Here is an 18,020-nt window from a genome sequence, read left to right as displayed (position 1 = left end):
CCCTCGGCGCCGGCAAGCCGGAAATGCCGGCGCGCGGGGATAAACCAGTGAAAAATCATCAAGATTCCCAGCGCCGCGCCCCTCGAAAAATGGAAGCCGGCTACATATTTTCGAGCAATTACCACCAGAAGTGAAGTCAGCGAAAATGCATAACAACCGAAACATATAAATTGTTTAAAAACAAATAGATAAACTATAATCAAAACTCCGCAAAAACGAAAAACGCTCCCGCCTGCATTTGTGCGAGAAGTTAAAATTATTGTTAAATCCGCGTTAATCCGGAAATGCAAATATTCGCTATCGCTTTTAGAGGGGGCGCCTCTTAACCTGGGAGCATAGCGTGGATATTCTCGATCGTGGTGCGAATGCCGTTGCCGTTCTTGCTTCACTCTCCAAATCCCAGGCCATGATCGAATTCGATCTCACGGGCAGGATCTTGACGGCGAACGCCAATTTCTGCCGCGCGCTCGGATATGAACTCTCCGAAATCGTCGGCCAGCACCACAGCATGTTTGTCGAAAAGGCTTACGCATCCTCTCCCGAATACAAGGCCTTCTGGGCCAAGCTCGCGGCCGGCAATTACGATCAGCAGCAGTACAAGCGCATCGGCAAGGGCGGGCACGAAGTGTGGATCGAGGCCTCCTACAATCCGGTCATCCGACGCGGCAAGCCGGTCAAGGTCATCAAGATCGCCACCGACATCACCCGCCAGAAGCTGATCGCGGCCGAAGACGCGGGCAAGCTCGACGCGCTCTCGCGCGCCCAGGCAATCATCGAGTTCACGCCGGAAGGCGAGATCCTCGCCGCCAACGAGAACTTCCTGAACGCGCTCGGCTACTCCCTTTCCGAGATCAAGGGCAGGCACCATTCGATGTTTTGCGAACCGGCCTATGCCGCATCGCAGGAATACAAGACATTCTGGCCGAATCTTGCCGCCGGCAGGCTTGCCGCCGATGAATTCATGCGCATCGGCAAAGGCGGCCGCAAGGTCTTCATCCAGGCCTCCTACAATCCGATCTTCGACATGAACGGAAAGGTCTTCAAGGTCGTCAAGTTCGCAACCGACGTGACGCCGCGCGTCGAAAACGTTGAACAGCTCGCCGCCTGCCTGACGAACCTGTCGAACGGCGACCTCTCGCAGAAGATCGCCTCGCCCTTCATTCCCTCACTGGAGCGCCTGCGCACCGATTTCAACAGCGCCTCCGACAAACTGAAGCACGCCATGGCGACGGTCGCCGACAATGCCAGGGCGATTTCCTCGGGATCGAAGGAGATCGGCAGCGCCGCCGACGACCTGGCCAAACGCACCGAACAGCAGGCCTCCTCGGTGGAGGAGACGGCCGCAGCGCTGGAAGAGATCACCACCACCGTCAAGGATGCGAGCAAGCGCGCCGGCGAGGCGGGCGAACTGGTGACCCATACCAAGGCCCATGCGGAGCATTCGGGCCAGGTGGTGAAGGAAGCCATCGAAGCCATGGACCAGATCGAAAATTCCTCGCGGGAGATTTCCAACATCATCGGCGTCATCGACGAGATCGCCTTCCAAACCAACCTGCTGGCGCTCAATGCCGGCATCGAGGCGGCGCGCGCCGGAGAGGCCGGCAAGGGTTTTGCGGTCGTCGCCATGGAAGTGCGCGAGCTCGCGCAGCGCTCCGCCAGCGCCGCCAAGGAGATCAAGGCGCTGATCACCGCCTCCAGCGGACATGTCGCCACCGGCGTGACGCTGGTCAGCAAGACCGGCAGCGCGCTCGAGGAAATCGCCAGGCAAGTCCACGATATCAACGGCAATGTCGTGGCGATCGTCAAAGCCTCGCGCGAACAGTCCACCGCGCTCGCCGAAGTCAACCGCGCGGTCAATACCGTCGACCAAAGCACCCAGAAGAATGCCGCCATGGTCGAGGAACAGACCGCCGCAAGCCACAGCCTGGCGCGCGAGGCCGCAGCGCTTTTCGAGCTGCTCAGCCACTTCCGCTTCGACGACGCCCCCACGACGAACGTCTCCGCCCTCCCCGAGATCAAGGCGACCACACCAAGGCCGGCACAGCCCCAGCGCCCCCGCCCGACAAGATCCCACGGATCGGCCGCCGTGGCGGAAGCGAGCTGGCAGGATTTCTGATCGGGAAAACGCTCCATTTCGCCGTTCGTCCCTAAATCGGGCGTACCCGTAAACGATCCCCGGCGAAAACCGCAAGATCGGTCGAGCGCTTGATATCCCGGTGCGCTTAGTTGGTGCGGCCACGGAGAGCGGAACGATGAAGGCGGCGCTTCAAGCCTACCATGCCCGGATGCAGCGGGTGCTGGAGTACATAGACCGGCATCTGGACGATGATCTGGACCTGGACGCGCTGAGCAGCGTCGCAGCCTACTCGAAATATCACTTCCACCGGCAGTTCACGGCGACCTTCGGTCTCTCCGTGCATCGCTATGTCAAGCTCGCCCGCATGAAGCGCGCTTCACACCGGCTGGCCTACAGGGATGCCAGAAGCGTCACCGATATAGCGATGGATGCCGGTTACGACGCACCCGATGCCTTCGCCCGCGCCTTTCGGCAAAGGTTCGGGCAATCGCCATCCTCGTTCCGGAAATCTCCCGACTGGGAGCCGTGGCTTGCGGCCTTCGGGCCTTTGGACAATGCGAGGAGCAAGCTCATGCAGAAGACTTTTACCATTGACGACGTGACGATACGCGACGTGCCCGCCACGCCGGTGGCGATCATGGAACATCGGGGCGACCCCGCCACGCTCGGCGCCACCATCCAGCGTTTCATCGCCTGGCGCCAGGCCGCCGGCCTCCACCCGAGGACAAGCCCGACCTTCAATGTCTGGCGTTCCGAGCGCCGCCCTGCCTCGCCTGCCGATTACAGCGTCGACCTTTGTGTCGGCACCGACCGGCCGATCGAGGCGAACGGCGAAGAGATCAAAGCCGGCGAGATCAAGACTGGCGAGATCCCTGGCGGACGCTGCGCGGTTCTGCGCGTCGTCGGCCACACCGACAATCTGGAGCCTGCCGCCCTCTACCTCTATCGCGACTGGCTTCCGGCGAGCGGCGAAGAAGCACGCGACTTCCCGATCTACTGCCAGCGGCTGAGCCTCTTCCCGGAGGTGGCGGAGCATGAGGCGGTCGCGGAACTGTTCTTGCCCCTGAAATAGCACCCGCGCCTGACTGCCACGATCTCCCCTTGTCTGTCGCCAATCCGTGTGCTAGACACTGAACCGAATGGTTCAGTATTCTAAAGCCCGTCTCGATGCCTCGTTCGCTGCGCTCTCGGACGCCACCCGACGTGGCGTTCTGGAGCAGCTGGGGCGTGCAGACGCTTCGATCACGGACCTTGCCGAGAAGTTCCACATGACCCTCACGGGCATGAAGAAGCACGTCGGCGTGCTGGAGCAGGCGGGGCTCGTCACCACGGAGAAGGTCGGGCGCGTACGCACTTGCAAGCTCGGTGTGCGACGGCTGGAGGAAGAGGCCGCATGGATCGAGGCGTACCGTCAGCTCTGGGACGCACGCTTCGACGAATTGGACAAGATTGTCGAGGAACTGAAACGGAAGGAGAAGGACGATGGAGAGTAAGCCTACCCCCATGAAGAACCCCACGACGGTGGAACGGACGTCCGAGCGTGAGCTCGTCGTTAGGCGAACCTTCAACGGCCCGGCACATATCGTGTTCGAGGCGTGGACCAAGCCCGAGCTGTTCATGCGGTGGTGGGCGCCGAAGTCGATGGGCGTGCCCCTGCTTTCCTGCGACATGGATGTTCGCGTCGGAGGTGGCTACCGTGTTGCGTTTGGCCACGATGCCTCGAGCGCCATGGAATTCTTCGGCAAGTATCTCGACGTGATACCGAACGCGCGCCTGGTCTGGACGAACGAGGAAAGTGATGACGCTGCCGTGACCACGGTGACCTTTGAGGAAAAAGACGGCAAGACGCTGCTGGTGCTGCACGAACTCTATCCCTCGAAGGAAGCGTTCGACGCCAATTCCGGGGCGGAGGGCGGGATGCCCGAGCAGTTCGAGCAACTGGACGAGCTTCTCGTTGCCCTCGGCGTGGGAGGATCCTGACGTCGTCGATCCCGCGGTCGGCGGCGCGGCAGCCTCCAACGCCCGGTGCCGCCGGTCCCTCTGGTCGGCTGGCGCGTCCGAGCCGGCCTTGCCGGTGACATCAAGAGCCTCAGCTGGTTTCCCCCGCGATGAGGAAGAAAGGATTCCATGACCTTTGCCATAAAGCGCCTGCGCCCCGGCGACGAAGCCCTGTTCGCCAACATTGCCGACGATGTCTTCGATGCACCGGTTGAACCGGCCCGCCTCGCCATCTACCTCAATTCGCCAGGCCATATGATGGTTGCTGCGATGCTGGACGGGCTGATGGTTGGCCAGTGCGCAGGCGTCATTCACTGCCACATCGACAAGGCGGCCGAACTTTATGTCGATGACGTGGGATCGGCGTCGACGCATCGCCGCCAGGGCATTGCGGCGGCCATGTTGACCGAACTCTTTGAATGGAGCCGCGAATTGGGATGTGAAGAGGCCTGGCTTGCCACGGAACATGATAACGACGTGGCCAAGACATTTTACCGCGGCTTTTCACCGATCGAAGATGCCTCGATACAGTTTTATCTGTTCAAACTCTAATGCCGTCCCAAAATGTGCGTGAGTTGCCCCACCCCGCTCGCGGCCAAGGATGAAGCTCTCTTGGCTCCATGAAGGGTTTTGACTTGTCGCGGCTATCTCTGCTTCTGTGCTTTCCAGACGAATTCAAAGGAGTTTGCGCATGGCGACGGGGACTGTGGATATGGGATCGATGGCCGACTGGTTTTCCGGGGTGGTGTCTTCCATCGCAATCATCGTGGCGCTATCGGGCTATCGGCTGCAAGAACGCCAAAGGAAATTCGATCGCGAGCTGTTAGAGAAGCAGCGAAAGGCGATTGTTCGTGATGCCTGCTCGGCGACCGATCAGGTCGTCGCCTATTTCGAAATGTCGAAGCGGATTTTGAATTCGATGGGATCGCCCCTGTCCTTCCAGGCTTTCGTCAGGATTAGGGAGCATCTGCTGACGCTTCATGAGCTTCTGGAAATCCTCTCGCAACGCGTCGAGCTGACTGATGGCGCCATGAATGCTGCCGTGACGGCACGGCGGATCTGCGGCGTGCTGCTCACCCAATTGGACCAACTGGACCGCAAGGAGCACCGCGAGTGGATGGATGCACTGATGACGATCGAAAGGCTCAACACAGCAGCGCAACTGGCATCCGAACGAAGCTCATCCGTGCGCCGGTATTTCGGGCTCTCAGCGTCGACTGCCGCTCAAGACATTGAGAAGAAATACAGCACCTTGGCCAATGAACTCGATTATCCCGCCGACCCCGGCGCCGGGCCGCGTTTCCCCGATCTTTCGACGACGCGCTACTGAGCTCTCACCTTTTGTAGCGCCCAGACGCGCAAACGGCTCCCCGCGACAATATCCTTTGAAATGGTCCAATGAATGGTCTAATTTAACGGGGAGAACCGAGCCCACCGAGCTGGAGTGTGACATGCGGGTATCCGTGACCGATGCCAAGGGGCAGTTGACCGAGCTGGTCCGGCGTGCCGAAGCGGGCGACGAGGTCATCCTCACCCGGCACGGCCATGCCGCCGTGAAGCTGGTTCCGGTCAAGCCGGCACCCGATCGCAAATCGCGCCGGGCGCTCATGGAAGTGGTGCGGGCGACCGCCGCGACCAAGGCTGCCGATGGCCCCGCGGCTGCGCAGAGCCAGGATTTCCTCTATGGCGATGACGGCCTGCCCGAATGATCGCCGTCGATACCTCGGCGCTGATGGCGATCCTGCTCGGCGAGCCGCAAGCCGACGCCCTGATCGCCGTCCTCGAAGCCGAAGACGACCTCTTGATCTCCGCCGGCACAGTCGCCGAAGCCTTGATCGTTGCGGCCCGCCGCAATATCGGCGAGGAGATGGAACGGCTGATCGACGGCCTCGGCTTCGAAATCATCTCCGTCACCCCCGCCTCCGCCCGCCGCATCGCCGAAGCCTACAACAACTGGGGCAAAGGCACCCATCCGGCCAGCCTGAACTTCGGCGACTGTTTCGCTTATGAGGTGGCGAAGGAATATGGGTGCCGGCTGTTGTTCGTGGGCGATGATTTTGGCGTGACGGATGTGGAGAGGGCGCTGTGAGGGATGACCGCGATTTTTGCAACATGGGGCAACGCGGATCGCGGCGAAGCCTACTCCCGTGACATCGCAACAAGCGGATATCTCATGGGCCAGTCAGATCATCTTGTCCTCGAAAAGCAATAAACCATGCAGCGCTTCACAGACCTTTCCGAAATCGATTGGATCAAACACGGCATTGCGAAGGCATCGCCGGAAACACTGGGTACGGTGTCGCGGCTCATCCCGCCGATCTACCCTGCCTATGTGAAAATATTCCACCCGCTCTACGAGGATCTGACGGTCGAGGATATGCAACTGACCTGGCACGAACACGCCATGCGTTTCAGCCAGCCCACCTCAGGAGAGCAGCAGGATTTAGAAGCAACGATCCTCAGCAGCTCGACCATGGTTTATGGGGGACCCACGCCAGACTCTCAGCTCATTCCACTTCGCTGGCGCGCGCTTTGCAGTGCCCTTCGCATTCCCTATGCCCCGACATTATCGGTATGGTCCTTTACGCGGCACTTCGGCGGCGGCAGCTGGCCGAAACGACTGATCGGCCCTGACGAAGGAACTCTGGCTCCGATCGAGCGCGACGCGCTCATATCTGTTCTCCGTCGCCACACGCCGGCAGGTCCCTGCTTTTTTCATTTCTGGTTGCTGGCGACCGAGGACATGGAAGATCTGGTATTTCGAGGGACACTCGACGAGGCAGCCGCTTTTCCCGATGACGTTCCTGGCGTACGCCTGACGCCGACGCATTGGTTCCCTGAGGATCGTAGCTGGCTCGTCTGCAGCGATTACGACCTGACGTTCACCCTGGTCGGTGGATCGGAATCCCTGGTGCAAGACCTGATGGATAGCCAGGTGCTTGAATGTGTTCGCGTTCATCCCGGCACGAGAATTGACAGCCATGCCGACGTTCCCGAACCTTCAGGCTGAGCTCGGCTCATCGCCGGGCTGGAAACCCGAGCGCGTCGTCCCGGATCGCAAATCTTCTGATCCCGCGAGCAATTCTGCACTCCCACTACCTTTCCTCGTAGAAATCAGCCTATAAGCTCAAGCGGAACTCAACACGGGGGAGATTTCGATGGAAGCACGGTACAGGATCGGCGGCATCTTCTGCTTGGCTTTGGCTGGCGTGATCGCCTGGCAGGCGATTTGGCTGCCGCTGCAGGAAGCAAGTCTCGGCGCCGATATGGTGAGCTGGATGCCGCGCGCCACCGTCGTCATCGGACTGTGCCTGGTTTTCGGCATCTATTTCCTGGCGACCGGCAATCGATATCCGTACCGTGACGTCGCGCGGCAGACGCTGACGCCGGTCGGATGGGTCCTGTGCGTGATGATCGCCATCGTCGCTTTGGCCGGATTCTTCGGTATGGACATGTTGCTGCGCTCGATGGGGTATCAGTGACGGACCGGCGCCTTTGCGACAGCCGCAAAACCGCTAAAGCGCATCCAACGGTATCTTCAGATACCGCCTGCCATTCTCCTCCGGCTCCGGCAGCCTCCCGCCGCGGATATTCACCTGGAGCGCGTGCAGCATCAGCTTCGGTTTCGCCAGCGTCCGGTCGCGCGCTTGCCGCAACGCCACGTAGGCGGCCTGGTCCTTGCCTGCGATATGCGGATTGTCGCGTTTCTGGACTGCGACCGTGCTTTCCCAGCGGGGGTGGCGCCCGCCGGGCTGGTAGTCGTGGCCGGAAAACAGGCGGGTTTCCTCGGGCAGCGACAGGATCGCCTCGATCGAGTGCCAGAGGGCGCTGGCGCTGCCGCCGGGGAAATCCGTGCGCGCCGTACCGGAATCCGGGGTGAACACCGTGTCGTGCACGAAGGCGGCGTCGCCGATCAGGTAGGTGACGGAGGCGAGCGTATGGCCGGGGGAAAACATCACCCGGGCATCAAGCGCGCCGATCTTGAACGTGTCGCCATCGGCAAACAGCCGGTCCCATTGCGAGCCGTCGGTGGCAAGCGCCGGCCAGTTGTAGATCTCTTTCCAGAGCGCCTGCACCTCGGTGACATGGGCGCCGATCGCCGTCGGCGCGTCGGTCCTGCCTTTCAGGTAATGGGCGGCGGAGAAATGATCGGCATGCGGGTGGGTGTCGAGGATCCATTCGAGCGTCAGCCGCTCGGCCGCGATAAAGGCGAGGATGGCATCGGCGCTGACCGTCGCCGTCGCCCCCGAGGTCTCGTCGAAATCGAGCACCGGGTCGATGATGGCGCAGCGTTTCGTCGCCGGGTCGGCCACGACATATTGCACGCTCGATGTGGCGGGATGGAAGAAGGCCATCACATCAGGCGACTGCCCTGCCCGCTTCTCCAGAAAGCGCCGCGCGCCGGCAAGATCGAAGCCGTGGCTTTGGCCGAAAGCCTCGATATCGGCCGATCGCATCCGCCCGTCGAGCACCTCGCCCAGCGCATAGAGCGTCAGCGCCCGCGTGCCGCCCTTGCAATGGGCAAGCACCGGCCCCTTGGCCGTGGCCATCGCCGCCTGGAAGGCACGGATATCGGCCTCGGTAATCTCGGGCCCCTTCACCGGCACGAAACCGTAGGAAAGCCCGGCGGCGACCGCTGCCGCCTTTTCCGCCGCATTGCCGGGCTGACCGGGCTCCTCGCCATCCGGCCGGGCATTGATGACGCCGGCAAAGCCGCGCGCCGCAAAATCGGCAAAGTCGGCGGCATCGGGCTGCCCCGCCACCGATATCAGCTCATTGACCCTGACGGATGTCATCGAAGCCCCCTATAAGGACAATCTCATATGGATGGGGCCGGGCGTCAAGGAAATCCACGTGACCAAATCTGGGATGCAGGGAGCAGCGCTGCGGCGCGATCGCGAGATACTTACTTTAAAGGCGCGCCGTCGGGCACCCCCTCTGCCCTGCCGGGCATCTCCCCCACAAGGGTGGAGATCGGCAGGAGGCAATGCCTCTCCCTGAATTTACGATTCATGTGACGGCCAGTTGTTTGGTGACGCCAGTGCGCCCAGCCGATCTCCCCACCTGTGGGGGAGATGTCCGGCAGGACAGAGGGGGGTGTCCCACGGCACGTTCTATCCGCCCTTATCCCGAAACGCGCATCGTCGCCGCACAACCGCATTATACAGTAACGGCAACGCACAAGCATGAGGCCCGTTAAAGGATGCCGCGCCCAATCAAGGCTGCGCCGGCCCCTGCAGGCGGTCCATGACCTGAAGCAGAAGATCGGCGCAGGCTTTCATCGGTTCGTCCTCCGCGCATTTCAGATCGATCCTGGTATCTCCGTCCTCGATCCGGAAGCGGGCGGCTTTGGATGGCGGCGGCCAGCGGTGATGGCCGGGGTAGAAGCCCATATCGCCTCTCCGGCCGTGTCCCCGGAAGGCGAAGCGGTCTCTCGACCAGGCATCCGGCATAGCTTCGTCGCGGGGTGGAGGCGACGCGCCGGCATCGGGCGGCGGCGGCGAGCCGGCATCGGCTGCGGGCGGCGGTGCTGCGCCTGATGGAGGGGCGGATGGCTCCTGGGCGAAGGCGGCTCCAGTGAGCGCGGCAAGCGCAAGGCCGGAGAGCAGGAATCTTTGCATGGCGATCGGTCCTCTGTGGGAAATGCGGGCCTTGCCTAAACCCCGCAACCAGACTTTGGTTCATGCCAGCCTGCCGCCTTCACCCCTTGAGCACGAAGTTGTGACCGTGATGCCGGGAGCAAAGGCCGATCGCTTCAAAAGGAGAGCGTCGCCGCCCCCTGCCCCCGCGTCGCCCACCTTTCCCTCACTCCGGAAGCCCGGCCCTTCGCAACCCCTCGATATAGTTGGCGCGATCGCCCGGCCGGCGAAAGGGCGGCAGGACGTCCGAGAGGTTGGATAGCCGCAGCGTGGGATCGAGCTGGCGCAGGCGGGCCATCATCTCGTTCGCCTGAAGGATCTGTCCTTCAAGAGCATAACTTGCCGCCGTGACGCGGATCGCGCTGGCGTAATTCGGTTGCGAGCGCAGAGCCCTTCTTGCCCATCCGACAGCATCCATGTGGCGCCCGGCGCAGAAACAGGCGAGCGCAGTGTTGAACTCCCAGGCAAACAGGCGGGGATCGCGCGGGCTCAAGCGCATGGCGAGCGCAGCCCGCTCGACGGCTTTGTCCGGCTCTCCCAGGCAAGCCTCGATCCAGGCGCTGTAGCCCCAGGCGACGGCGAGGTTCGCGTTCAGCGCAAGCGCGCGGTCGATGCAGAGCGCACTCTCATCCAGATCGCCGCCGACATAGCCGAGGACATAGCAGCCATAGGACAGAGCGATGGCATCGTCTCTTCCAAGTTCGATCGCCCTCCTCGCCAGTCCGGTCGCCTCGGCGGTCTCCTTCGCAGGGTCCGCCATCCAGCGATGGCTCTTGCGCGAGGCGTAACACCGCGCAGCCCTGGCATAAGCTGCGGCGAATGCCGGGTCTCGTTCGATCGCCTTCATGAAGAGCTGCAGGGCGGCATCGATGGAGTCCCGGCTGATCGCAGTTCTGTCGTGGATCGCCACGCCGCGCAGATAATAGTCGTAGGCATCGAGGCTTTCGGTCGGCTTGCGTTTGGAACGCTCGATCTCGGCCTCCTCCACGCGTGGCGTGATCGCGCCGACGATGCTGGAAGCGATCTGATCCTGGAGATCGAAGACATCCATGAGCGCGCCATCGAAACGATCGGCCCACAGATGCAGCCCGCTCGAGGAATCGATGAGCTGCCCGCTGATCCGCAGCCGCTCGCCCGCCCTGCGCACGCTTCCCTCGACGATATAACGCACACCGAGATTCAAGCCGATCTGCCTGAGATCGACCGGCTCGCCTCTATAGGCGAAGCTCGACTGGCAGGCGATGACGAAGAGGTGGCGAAACTGAGCGAGCTTGGTGATGATGTCCTCGACGATGCCGTCGGCGAAATAATCCTGCTCCTTGTCCCCGCTCAGATTCTGAAAGGGCAGAACGGCAACCGACGGGCGATCGGAGTGGGACGGCGGGACAGGCGGCCTCGCCACGCCGCGGGGCTCCGCCACGCCCTGCACCGGCGGGATCGCCCGCAAATTTTCGTTGCCGTCCCGCGGCCGCAGCGATGCGGTAAGCGCGCTCGTTTCCGCCTCGGGCTCGGCGCCGACATGCTTTTTCAAGGCAGCGTGGCATAACTCGAACTGGCGCCGGGCGGCGTTTTCATGACCCCGGCCGGCGTGGATCCGGATCAGGGCGCGATGCGCGGGCTCGGCGGTCGGATCGGAAGCCAGCAATCTTTCCGCCAGGCTCTCGCAGGCGATCTCTTCGGCCGAGCCGGCTGCCGGCAACACGAGGCTCAGCCGCTCGACCAGCTGCAGCGCCTTGCGCCGGTAGGTGGTTCGATAGAATCCGAACCACTCACCGAGCTCTTCGGGAATGGAAACGCCGGTCAGGATGTCGTCGCGATAAAGATCGGCCGCCAACGCGAGGTCGGCGGGGCGGCCTTCCTCGAGTTTTCGGTCAAACAGCCAGACATCAACCTCATGCATATCAGCTTTCAGCACGACGCCGTCCTGATCGCCCTCGATCCCGTTCGGAAATGATCGCCTGATATCGACGAGCGCCTGCCGCAGGCTATTGCGCGCCTGCGCATCGCCACGCCCCGGCCAGAATGCCTCGGCCAGCGGCTCCCGCCGGTGGCCGCGCCGGCCAGCCAGAACCAGGGCCGCGAAAAGAAGCGAGGTCTTGCGCATGGAAAAGCGGATCGGCTCGCCTTCGGGCGAAGTGACATCGAGGCCGCCAAGCAAACGGATGCGCACCAGTTGCCTCCAATCGTCACCGCCCCGGCGAAATCGGCAGTTCGGTCGATCGATTTAACGCTGATTTAACGGCTTTTTCGCCGCCGTTCACGCTTGGACGAACAGCGCCGCTCAAGCCGCATGGCAAGGTCGACAGCGATCAGGAAAGGAGATCGACCATGACCGACACACACTCTCTCCTCACACGCCGAGCATTGCAAACAGGCCTGTTTGAAAGCGCCGTGGCGATAATAGAAGCAGTCAAGGCACGCTGGCAAGCAGCCGCGACACGAAGGGCATTGGCCGAGCTGACAAGCGATCAACTGGACGATGTCGGCTATCCCCCACCCAATCGCCCGACGCTCGAAATCAAGGCGGGAACAATGACCAAGCTTTTGTCGATGAGGTAGGCGGCCTCCACGACGACAGGCGCCCAAGCGCTCAAGAGGGCCCCATCCCGAGGTGCCCCGCAGGGCCTCTCGGGCTGCGCGCCTCAGCATGAGGGGCGTGGGAGGCTGCCGCACCCATTACAAGAAGCCTGCTGCGCGCTTCCGATTTATTCTGATTTGTCGCCGATTGCACCTTCGGCAAAGCGCTGCAAAGTATCAATCGCGCCGAAAATTCCACGGCCACCGTAGTAAAAACTGCTCCACAGCAATACACTCAGAACAAAAGCCGCAATGAACGCCCAGAACTTCACGAAAATGTCTTTCTGACACAGTTCGGTTTATCTTATATTAGAAATATATACTGAATATTCTCAAGCAAAGCAAATGGATTTATTCAACCGGGGGATTGCATGACATCGACCTCAGGGGAAACTTCAACAGATCGGTAACATCTGGCCAAAAACGGTTTCCACATACTGGAGAAAGCAGGCCCGCCTCTTATTTCAACCCCCAGATGGAAAACGAAAGGACCGCCCGATGCTGAACAAGAACACGATCTGCCTCTGGTACGACAAGGAGGCCGAAGCTGCCGCCCGTTTCTATGCCGAGGTCTTTCCCGACAGCGCCATCGGCGCCATCATTCGTGCGCCTGGAGACTATCCGGACGGCAAGCAGGGAGAGGTGCTGGTCGTCGAATTCACCGTCGCCGGCATTCCCTGCATCGGGCTGAACGGCGGCCCCTCGATCAAGCACAATGAATGCTTCTCCTTCCAGATCGCCACGGAAAATCAGGAAGAGACCGACCGCTACTGGAACGCCATCGTCAACAATGGCGGCGAGGAAAGCGCCTGCGGCTGGTGCAAGGACAAGTGGGGCGTTTCCTGGCAGATCACCCCGCGCGTGCTGGGCGAAGCACTGAAGGCAAGCCCGGCAGAGGCCAAACGCGCCTTCGACGCAATGATGACCATGCGCAAGATCGACATCGCCGCAATCGAAGCCGCCCGGCGCGGCTGAGGCGTGCCGCAGCTTTGCCTAGCCGGAGACGATGTCACAGCAAAAAGCCCCGCCAATCATTGGCGGGGCTGTTCATGCTGAAAATCGATCGCAATAGATCCTGGGAGAATCAATGCCCGCCTTCTGCCAGCCGAAGCTGGCGCGAGGCTTATGGATCAGGCGAACAAAATATCCGAGGCATGATGCACCACGGAGATTTGGTCGGGAATGGTGTTCGAGATGTAGAGCGCATCTGCTGCAGAATCGTAGACGACGTTGGAGATGTAATCGTCTCCAGGCACGTCGATGGTGATATCGACGGCCGTCTTGACGCCGGTTTCGAAGTCGAAGGCAGTGCCTATATGCCCACTGCTATGGGATTCACCAAAGAACAAGGTGCCGTCGACGGCAAAAACGTATCCCATGCCGCCTGCGGCGAAAGTCTTGGATTCGATCGGGTTCAGCGTATCGATATCGAGCTTCGAGACCTGCCAGGTGGAATCGTTGAGGCGGCCGACGACGTAGATCCCGGTCGAATCCTGGATCGTATTGACGGCCGTAAATCCGCCCCAGCCGAAGGTGCCCGGCCCGTTCTGGCCGATAAGGCCGGGGATCGGGGCACCCTGCTGATCGAGCGATCCGTCGGCGCTATCCCATTTCGCCACGTAGGTCTGGTCGGCTCAAGTCCCCGACCCGACCTCGTCGGTCCGTCCGATGATCTCGCCGCCGCGCACCGAGAAATAGGTCCCGGCGATGTCAAATCCGGCAAGGGAGATGGAACTGCTGGCGTGACCAGCCTCGAATGCAGCGGCATTGTCGTAAATCGCCACCGTATGGTCGTCCGCATCGCCAACGCCGGAGCTGACGTAAAATTTGCCCGTCAGCGGATCGATCGCCATCCCCTGGAGTTCGTAATGGTCATCGAAGGGGCGCACGACATCGGCCTGGGCCTCGACATGATTGGTATTCAACGACTTCCCGTCCGTCGCGCCGTCGACAGTCAGCGTGATCACGCCGGCATCCGCGTGGCCGGCGCCGTCGGAGACCTTGTATTGCAGCTTCTCCGTCACATGCTCGCCGTCATTCAGGCCTGCCTTGACGGCCGGGTCGAGATCGTAGGTGAAGCTGCCGTTCGCCGAGAAATGGAAGGTGCCGAACTCGCCCGCCACGTCAGTCGTCTGTCCCTGGCCGGTGGCAATGCTCGTGCCACCCACAGAGCGTAGGAAGAGCGCGCCGGTCGCCTCTCCCGCGTGATCATTGGCAAGCACGTTGCGGGCCATCTCACTTCCCTCGTGGAAGGAGAAGCTGTCATCGACCGCGACCGGCAAGTTCGTGACGCCGTGAATATCGAGCTTGAAGTGGCCGACATCGGTATTGCCGGCGCCATCGGAAATCTTGTAGCCGATCGTCTCCGTCAGCGTCATCCCCTGGAGAAAACCCGCCTTGGAAGCCTCGTTCAGCGTGTAGCTGTAGGAGCCATCGGCCCTGACGTGGAACGTGCCGTGCTCACCCTCGATATCGGTGATCGCACCCTCCTTCTTGGCAAGAACCCGCTCGCTGTCGAAGAAGCTGAGAAACAGGTTTCCGGAGCCCCCGGCCAGATCATTGTCCAGCAGATTGCCTGAAATCACATCAGTCTCGGAAGCGCTCCTGACATCATCGACCGCCACAGGGTTTGCAAGCTCCGTCATGGATATCTCCTTCAAGATCCGTTCGCCTTTGTCGATCGGGAGGAAAGCAGCCGGGACCGGGCAGGTCAACAGTTTTTCTAGCAAGAGTAGTATTTTAGCGTTTCACAGCTTTGTCATTCGAGAGGGACTGATCCGAGGCGCGGAAGCCGAAGGCTGGAGCCTCGAAGGACGAGGCGGGGCGCCGGCGGTTGATAGATGCAAGAAGCAACGCTGCGGCGCGTGCTTCGAGGCTTCGCCCTACCGGGCTGCGCACCTCAGCATGAGGGGCCTCGGAGGATGCCGCGCCAACACTCAAGAGAGCCTCATCCTGAGGCGCGGAAGCCGAAGGCTGGAGCCTCGAAGGACGAGGCGGGCGCATCGGCGACGCCTGCTCCCGTCACTCGCCGACGGTGAATCCCCATGTTAACGGATCGATCAGTTCCGGCGGCGGGATCATCTCCTTGAAATCGACCGGCCGGCGTCTGGCGTCGAAGGCGGTGAAGATCTCGGCTGCGCCCGATGAATCGAGACCGATGAATTTCAACGGTATGCCATCCGGCGTGACACATTCCGCTCTGACGACATTTTTGACGGCCGGCTTCAGAATATCCGGCTTCAAATCGAACCAGGCGCAGTCCACTCCGCGGTGCGAGGCTGGCTTTTTCATGTCGACCCGCTCGAATGTCTTGTCGAACGCGGTGTAGGGATAAGTGGGCGCGCGCGGCGAACGGCGAGCCTCGAAGCGATGCTGGTCGTCCGTCGTCGAGACCGCCATGCCCTGGTCCTCAAGCTCGTTCCAAACCTTGAACTGCACCGCTCCATCAGGATCGCGACGCTCTTCGAGCCGCCATGGATAGTGCCTGAGGAGCCTCACCTCCGACTGGTCGCCGACCTTTCTCATTCTGACATCGAAATCGACGCGATCTGCAGGCCTGTCGGGGTAGCTCCGAAGCGGCCTTAGCCAGAAGGCCGGCTCGAACATTCGTTTCGGCGGCCTGACATCGGCTTCCGCCACCGGTCCGCGCTCGAGCCCGACCAACGCTGTTCCGTCCTGGCTTGTTCCTTCGCTGAACGACTCGTCAGTGCCGACTTCGATGCCATCGCTCGTCACGCAACTGCGCCAGGGCAGTTGCAACAAACCCTCCACCTCAACCTTCTGGACAAGTTCCCACCATTTGCAAACCTCGCCGCCCTTGATGCCGAACTCCCCGGTTTCCTTCGCCTCCGGAGGCGTCACCTTCAGCACGAGTGCGGTCGCGAAATCTTCGTCATCCTCCGATTTTGCGAGCCTATGAAGGGATTATCGAAGTAGTTCCCATAGGAGATGGTCGTGACCGGAGCCTTGACCTCCTCGACCTTCGTCCATCCCTTGTGATGAAGAACCGAGCGCGAAAAGGTTTTTACCTCGCCCCACCATTCCCGAATTTCAAGCGAAGCCTTGTAATCGGGAACATCGCGGCGGGCGAAGAAAGGAATATCATCGGCCCTCCCGCCGTCGGCCGCAAGCAACCCGATGCCTCCCACGAGCAAGAATGCACACGCCGCGACACGTCTTTTCAAGATCGAACCTCGCCAATGTTTGGAAATGGGAATTACAAGAATCGCCACCTCCAACTCTGATTGACTTCGAGCGAAAATCAATATTCATTCAAGCCAAAGTTGAGGATTTAAAATGAAAAACATATTTATATACTTGATATTGGCAGCCGCGATGATTTCGCTTTCGAACTGCACGACGACGTCAAATGTCAGACACGATTCTCACCGGATGACAGCACGGAGCGGCGTAAGGACGTCGGTGCTGCAGAACGCTCACCTCAATGGCGATTGCAAGTTTATTGACTATCCCAGTGTAGATATCGTCGAGCAGCCCAAGCATGGGCGCACCGAGGTTCTCCACCAGCCGGTTGTCGTCGATTCAGGCGGCAAGAAGATGAAATGCGACAAAGTCAAAGCGGATGGCGTTGTTGTCTATTACACCTCGCAGCCTGGCTACGTCGGCAGTGACAAGTTCATTCTCAGGACTCCCGAAGAGCGTGGCCGCATCGTAGAGGGCGTGGCCGACGTGAAAGTCGTCAAGTAGGAGGTCCAGGGTGGCGTCATACGATGCCGAAGCCGCCTACGGAATGAATTGATGCCTGGAAGCGAAAATCGCCCATTGTCGATTGCTCCCGCCGCTTGAAGACGCACTGCTAGGAACGACTGCCGACCGCTTTTAATGCGGCCGCTATCGTGGCGAGGGGAATGACCAGCGACAGGGGCGAGTCGATCAGCGCAAGCGCGCCGTATGTCTTATACCAGTCAGCCACTTTGTCGTTCTTGGTGTCGATCGCCATCACGACGCCGCCGACCTCGGCGGTGACGCGCAGGCATCGCTTGCCGGCAGCCAGCAGCAGTTGGCCGCCCATCCCCTGCCCTTGCAGCCGTTTATCGACAGCCAGACGCGTCAACCGGAAGCCCGGCACCTCGTGGCGGGCGAGACCGCGCTTGACGCCATCAGGCACGATCTCCGGTTTGATGGATGTCGGGGCGAGGCTATAAAACCCGAAAACCGTTTTTCCGTCGGCATCGTCTATCGCAAGGAAGGTCTTGGAGCCGCCCTGATCATGGCTCTGGCGTGCATAACGCTGAAGAAAATCGTTGAGATCGGCATCGCCGCAGTCGAAGGATTTGCGATCGTGATGTTTACCGATCGGCTCTTCATGCCAAGCCGTCATATCGATTTCGGCAACGCGCCGGCAGCGGCCAGCAGCTTGTCATTCGGCTGAGGCGGATTTTCCAAAAGTTCGAGAATGCGCCCGTAATCGCGCTCCGATGCTTTGATGACCTCCGCTTCGGCAATGACGGAATCCGCCTCGCGCAATGCGGATTGCGTCACGAAATTGGTGAGATCCGTATTGCGAAGCGCCGCCGCCCGCACCAGTTTGGCTTTGGCGGCCGCGGCAATGCGCAGGCTCATGCGTTCGTTGTCTTCAACAGCCACTCTCGGCACGGCAGCCTCCATTTGTACTTATTGAAAGAGTACGAAAGATGGCAATGCATGTCAATCGTCGTATGCTTTCAATGAGTACAAAATGAGTTCTGGCGTCGACCTTAAAACTCCGG

Annotated in this window: 21 protein-coding genes and 1 pseudogene; 13 read left to right on the top strand and 9 right to left on the bottom strand. The window is 60.9% G+C overall.

Annotated features, from left to right (window positions below; all coding sequences use genetic code 11):
- Window positions 1-340 precede the first annotated feature (340 nt).
- The 10 genes from EFD55_RS28665 (at window position 341) to EFD55_RS28620 (ending at window position 7,557) form a co-directional block, all read left to right on the top strand.
- Complete coding sequence (locus tag EFD55_RS28665; RefSeq protein WP_125849846.1) at window positions 341-2,116, top strand: methyl-accepting chemotaxis protein; 1,776 nt, start codon at window positions 341-343, stop codon at window positions 2,114-2,116.
- A 136-nt stretch (window positions 2,117-2,252) separates the two neighbouring features.
- Complete coding sequence (locus tag EFD55_RS28660) at window positions 2,253-3,149, top strand: AraC family transcriptional regulator (protein ID WP_125849844.1); 897 nt, start codon at window positions 2,253-2,255, stop codon at window positions 3,147-3,149.
- Between the two features lie 67 nt (window positions 3,150-3,216).
- On the top strand, window positions 3,217-3,570 hold the full coding sequence (locus tag EFD55_RS28655) for an ArsR/SmtB family transcription factor (RefSeq protein ID WP_125849842.1): 354 nt from the start codon (window positions 3,217-3,219) through the stop codon (window positions 3,568-3,570).
- A gap of 10 nt (window positions 3,571-3,580) precedes the next feature.
- Entirely contained in the window at window positions 3,581-4,057 is a 477-nt protein-coding gene (locus EFD55_RS28650) for an SRPBCC family protein (RefSeq protein WP_245438602.1), read from the top strand.
- A gap of 147 nt (window positions 4,058-4,204) precedes the next feature.
- On the top strand, window positions 4,205-4,627 hold the full coding sequence (locus EFD55_RS28645) for a GNAT family N-acetyltransferase (protein ID WP_125849838.1): 423 nt from the start codon (window positions 4,205-4,207) through the stop codon (window positions 4,625-4,627).
- Window positions 4,628-4,766: 139 nt separating this feature from the next.
- Window positions 4,767-5,405 (top strand): hypothetical protein, encoded by a 639-nt coding sequence (locus EFD55_RS28640; RefSeq protein WP_125849836.1) that lies wholly within the window; start codon window positions 4,767-4,769, stop codon window positions 5,403-5,405.
- A 121-nt stretch (window positions 5,406-5,526) separates the two neighbouring features.
- Complete coding sequence (locus tag EFD55_RS28635; RefSeq protein WP_125849834.1) at window positions 5,527-5,784, top strand: type II toxin-antitoxin system Phd/YefM family antitoxin; 258 nt, start codon at window positions 5,527-5,529, stop codon at window positions 5,782-5,784.
- Entirely contained in the window at window positions 5,781-6,164 is a 384-nt protein-coding gene (locus tag EFD55_RS28630) for a type II toxin-antitoxin system VapC family toxin (RefSeq protein WP_125849832.1), read from the top strand. The genes EFD55_RS28635 and EFD55_RS28630 overlap by 4 nt, the downstream gene beginning before the upstream one ends.
- Window positions 6,165-6,290: 126 nt before the next feature.
- Window positions 6,291-7,085 carry a hypothetical protein gene (locus EFD55_RS28625; RefSeq protein WP_125849830.1) on the top strand — a complete coding sequence of 265 codons (795 nt, stop codon included), beginning with the start codon at window positions 6,291-6,293 and terminating at the stop codon, window positions 7,083-7,085.
- Window positions 7,086-7,233: 148 nt separating this feature from the next.
- Entirely contained in the window at window positions 7,234-7,557 is a 324-nt protein-coding gene (locus EFD55_RS28620) for a hypothetical protein (RefSeq protein ID WP_125849828.1), read from the top strand.
- Between the two features lie 33 nt (window positions 7,558-7,590).
- Here the strand turns inward: EFD55_RS28620 and blh are convergent, their stop codons facing one another.
- The 3 genes from blh to EFD55_RS28600 form a co-directional block, all read right to left on the bottom strand.
- Complete coding sequence (gene blh / locus EFD55_RS28615; RefSeq protein ID WP_125849826.1) at window positions 7,591-8,871, bottom strand: bifunctional sulfur transferase/dioxygenase Blh; 1,281 nt, start codon at window positions 8,869-8,871, stop codon at window positions 7,591-7,593.
- 420 nt (window positions 8,872-9,291) lie between these two features.
- Window positions 9,292-9,696, bottom strand: a complete 405-nt coding sequence (locus EFD55_RS28605; RefSeq protein ID WP_125849824.1) for a hypothetical protein — start codon at window positions 9,694-9,696, stop codon at window positions 9,292-9,294.
- Window positions 9,697-9,880: 184 nt separating this feature from the next.
- A complete protein-coding gene (locus EFD55_RS28600; RefSeq protein WP_125849822.1) occupies window positions 9,881-11,884 on the bottom strand; it encodes a BTAD domain-containing putative transcriptional regulator in 2,004 nt (667 codons plus the stop codon).
- A 158-nt stretch (window positions 11,885-12,042) separates the two neighbouring features.
- On the opposite strand from EFD55_RS28600, the gene EFD55_RS28595 reads away from it, so the two are divergent.
- Window positions 12,043-12,273 (top strand): YjiS-like domain-containing protein, encoded by a 231-nt coding sequence (locus EFD55_RS28595; protein WP_125849820.1) that lies wholly within the window; start codon window positions 12,043-12,045, stop codon window positions 12,271-12,273.
- Between the two features lie 146 nt (window positions 12,274-12,419).
- On the opposite strand, the gene EFD55_RS33360 is transcribed toward EFD55_RS28595, so the two are convergent.
- Window positions 12,420-12,563 (bottom strand): hypothetical protein, encoded by a 144-nt coding sequence (locus tag EFD55_RS33360; RefSeq protein WP_165504909.1) that lies wholly within the window; start codon window positions 12,561-12,563, stop codon window positions 12,420-12,422.
- 229 nt (window positions 12,564-12,792) lie between these two features.
- On the opposite strand from EFD55_RS33360, the gene EFD55_RS28590 reads away from it, so the two are divergent.
- Window positions 12,793-13,266, top strand: coding sequence for a VOC family protein (locus tag EFD55_RS28590; RefSeq protein WP_125849903.1), 474 nt, complete (start codon window positions 12,793-12,795; stop codon window positions 13,264-13,266).
- Between the two features lie 155 nt (window positions 13,267-13,421).
- Here the strand turns inward: EFD55_RS28590 and EFD55_RS28585 are convergent.
- The 3 genes and pseudogenes from EFD55_RS28585 to EFD55_RS28575 all read right to left on the bottom strand — a co-directional run bounded on the left by EFD55_RS28585 (window position 13,422) and on the right by EFD55_RS28575 (window position 16,475).
- Window positions 13,422-14,936 (bottom strand): annotated as a pseudogene (locus EFD55_RS28585) (cadherin-like domain-containing protein).
- A gap of 376 nt (window positions 14,937-15,312) precedes the next feature.
- Window positions 15,313-16,161, bottom strand: a complete 849-nt coding sequence (locus EFD55_RS28580) for a hypothetical protein (protein ID WP_125849819.1) — start codon at window positions 16,159-16,161, stop codon at window positions 15,313-15,315.
- Window positions 16,155-16,475 carry a hypothetical protein gene (locus EFD55_RS28575; RefSeq protein WP_125849817.1) on the bottom strand — a complete coding sequence of 107 codons (321 nt, stop codon included), beginning with the start codon at window positions 16,473-16,475 and terminating at the stop codon, window positions 16,155-16,157. The genes EFD55_RS28580 and EFD55_RS28575 overlap by 7 nt, the downstream gene beginning before the upstream one ends.
- Before the next feature lie 112 nt (window positions 16,476-16,587).
- On the opposite strand from EFD55_RS28575, the gene EFD55_RS28570 reads away from it, so the two are divergent.
- Complete coding sequence (locus EFD55_RS28570; protein ID WP_165504908.1) at window positions 16,588-16,998, top strand: hypothetical protein; 411 nt, start codon at window positions 16,588-16,590, stop codon at window positions 16,996-16,998.
- A gap of 109 nt (window positions 16,999-17,107) precedes the next feature.
- Here EFD55_RS28570 and EFD55_RS28565 read toward each other — a convergent pair whose 3' ends face one another.
- Window positions 17,108-17,632 carry a GNAT family N-acetyltransferase gene (locus tag EFD55_RS28565; protein ID WP_205909816.1) on the bottom strand — a complete coding sequence of 175 codons (525 nt, stop codon included), beginning with the start codon at window positions 17,630-17,632 and terminating at the stop codon, window positions 17,108-17,110.
- Window positions 17,629-17,907, bottom strand: coding sequence for a type II toxin-antitoxin system TacA family antitoxin (locus EFD55_RS28560; protein ID WP_245438600.1), 279 nt, complete (start codon window positions 17,905-17,907; stop codon window positions 17,629-17,631). The genes EFD55_RS28565 and EFD55_RS28560 overlap by 4 nt, the downstream gene beginning before the upstream one ends.
- Between the last annotated feature and the right edge of the window lie 113 nt (window positions 17,908-18,020).

The sequence above is a fragment of the Rhizobium pisi genome (assembly GCF_003938655.1).
Classification (GTDB): Bacteria; Pseudomonadota; Alphaproteobacteria; order Rhizobiales; family Rhizobiaceae; genus Rhizobium; species Rhizobium pisi.
This window is presented reverse-complemented; position numbering and strand designations above follow the sequence as displayed.

Coding starts and splice junctions, on each gene's coding strand:
- EFD55_RS28630 (WP_125849832.1), top strand. CDS start 5,781: ATGATCGCCGTCGATACCTCGGCGCTGATGGCGATCCTGCTCGGCGAG.
- EFD55_RS28660 (WP_125849844.1), top strand. CDS start 2,253: ATGAAGGCGGCGCTTCAAGCCTACCATGCCCGGATGCAGCGGGTGCTG.
- EFD55_RS28625 (WP_125849830.1), top strand. CDS start 6,291: ATGCAGCGCTTCACAGACCTTTCCGAAATCGATTGGATCAAACACGGC.
- EFD55_RS28655 (WP_125849842.1), top strand. CDS start 3,217: ATGGTTCAGTATTCTAAAGCCCGTCTCGATGCCTCGTTCGCTGCGCTC.
- EFD55_RS28645 (WP_125849838.1), top strand. CDS start 4,205: ATGACCTTTGCCATAAAGCGCCTGCGCCCCGGCGACGAAGCCCTGTTC.
- blh (WP_125849826.1), bottom strand. CDS start 8,871: ATGACATCCGTCAGGGTCAATGAGCTGATATCGGTGGCGGGGCAGCCC.
- EFD55_RS28605 (WP_125849824.1), bottom strand. CDS start 9,696: ATGCAAAGATTCCTGCTCTCCGGCCTTGCGCTTGCCGCGCTCACTGGA.
- EFD55_RS28640 (WP_125849836.1), top strand. CDS start 4,767: ATGGCGACGGGGACTGTGGATATGGGATCGATGGCCGACTGGTTTTCC.
- EFD55_RS28620 (WP_125849828.1), top strand. CDS start 7,234: ATGGAAGCACGGTACAGGATCGGCGGCATCTTCTGCTTGGCTTTGGCT.
- EFD55_RS28650 (WP_245438602.1), top strand. CDS start 3,581: ATGAAGAACCCCACGACGGTGGAACGGACGTCCGAGCGTGAGCTCGTC.
- EFD55_RS28570 (WP_165504908.1), top strand. CDS start 16,588: ATGAAAAACATATTTATATACTTGATATTGGCAGCCGCGATGATTTCG.
- EFD55_RS28635 (WP_125849834.1), top strand. CDS start 5,527: ATGCGGGTATCCGTGACCGATGCCAAGGGGCAGTTGACCGAGCTGGTC.
- EFD55_RS28565 (WP_205909816.1), bottom strand. CDS start 17,632: ATGACGGCTTGGCATGAAGAGCCGATCGGTAAACATCACGATCGCAAA.
- EFD55_RS28595 (WP_125849820.1), top strand. CDS start 12,043: ATGACCGACACACACTCTCTCCTCACACGCCGAGCATTGCAAACAGGC.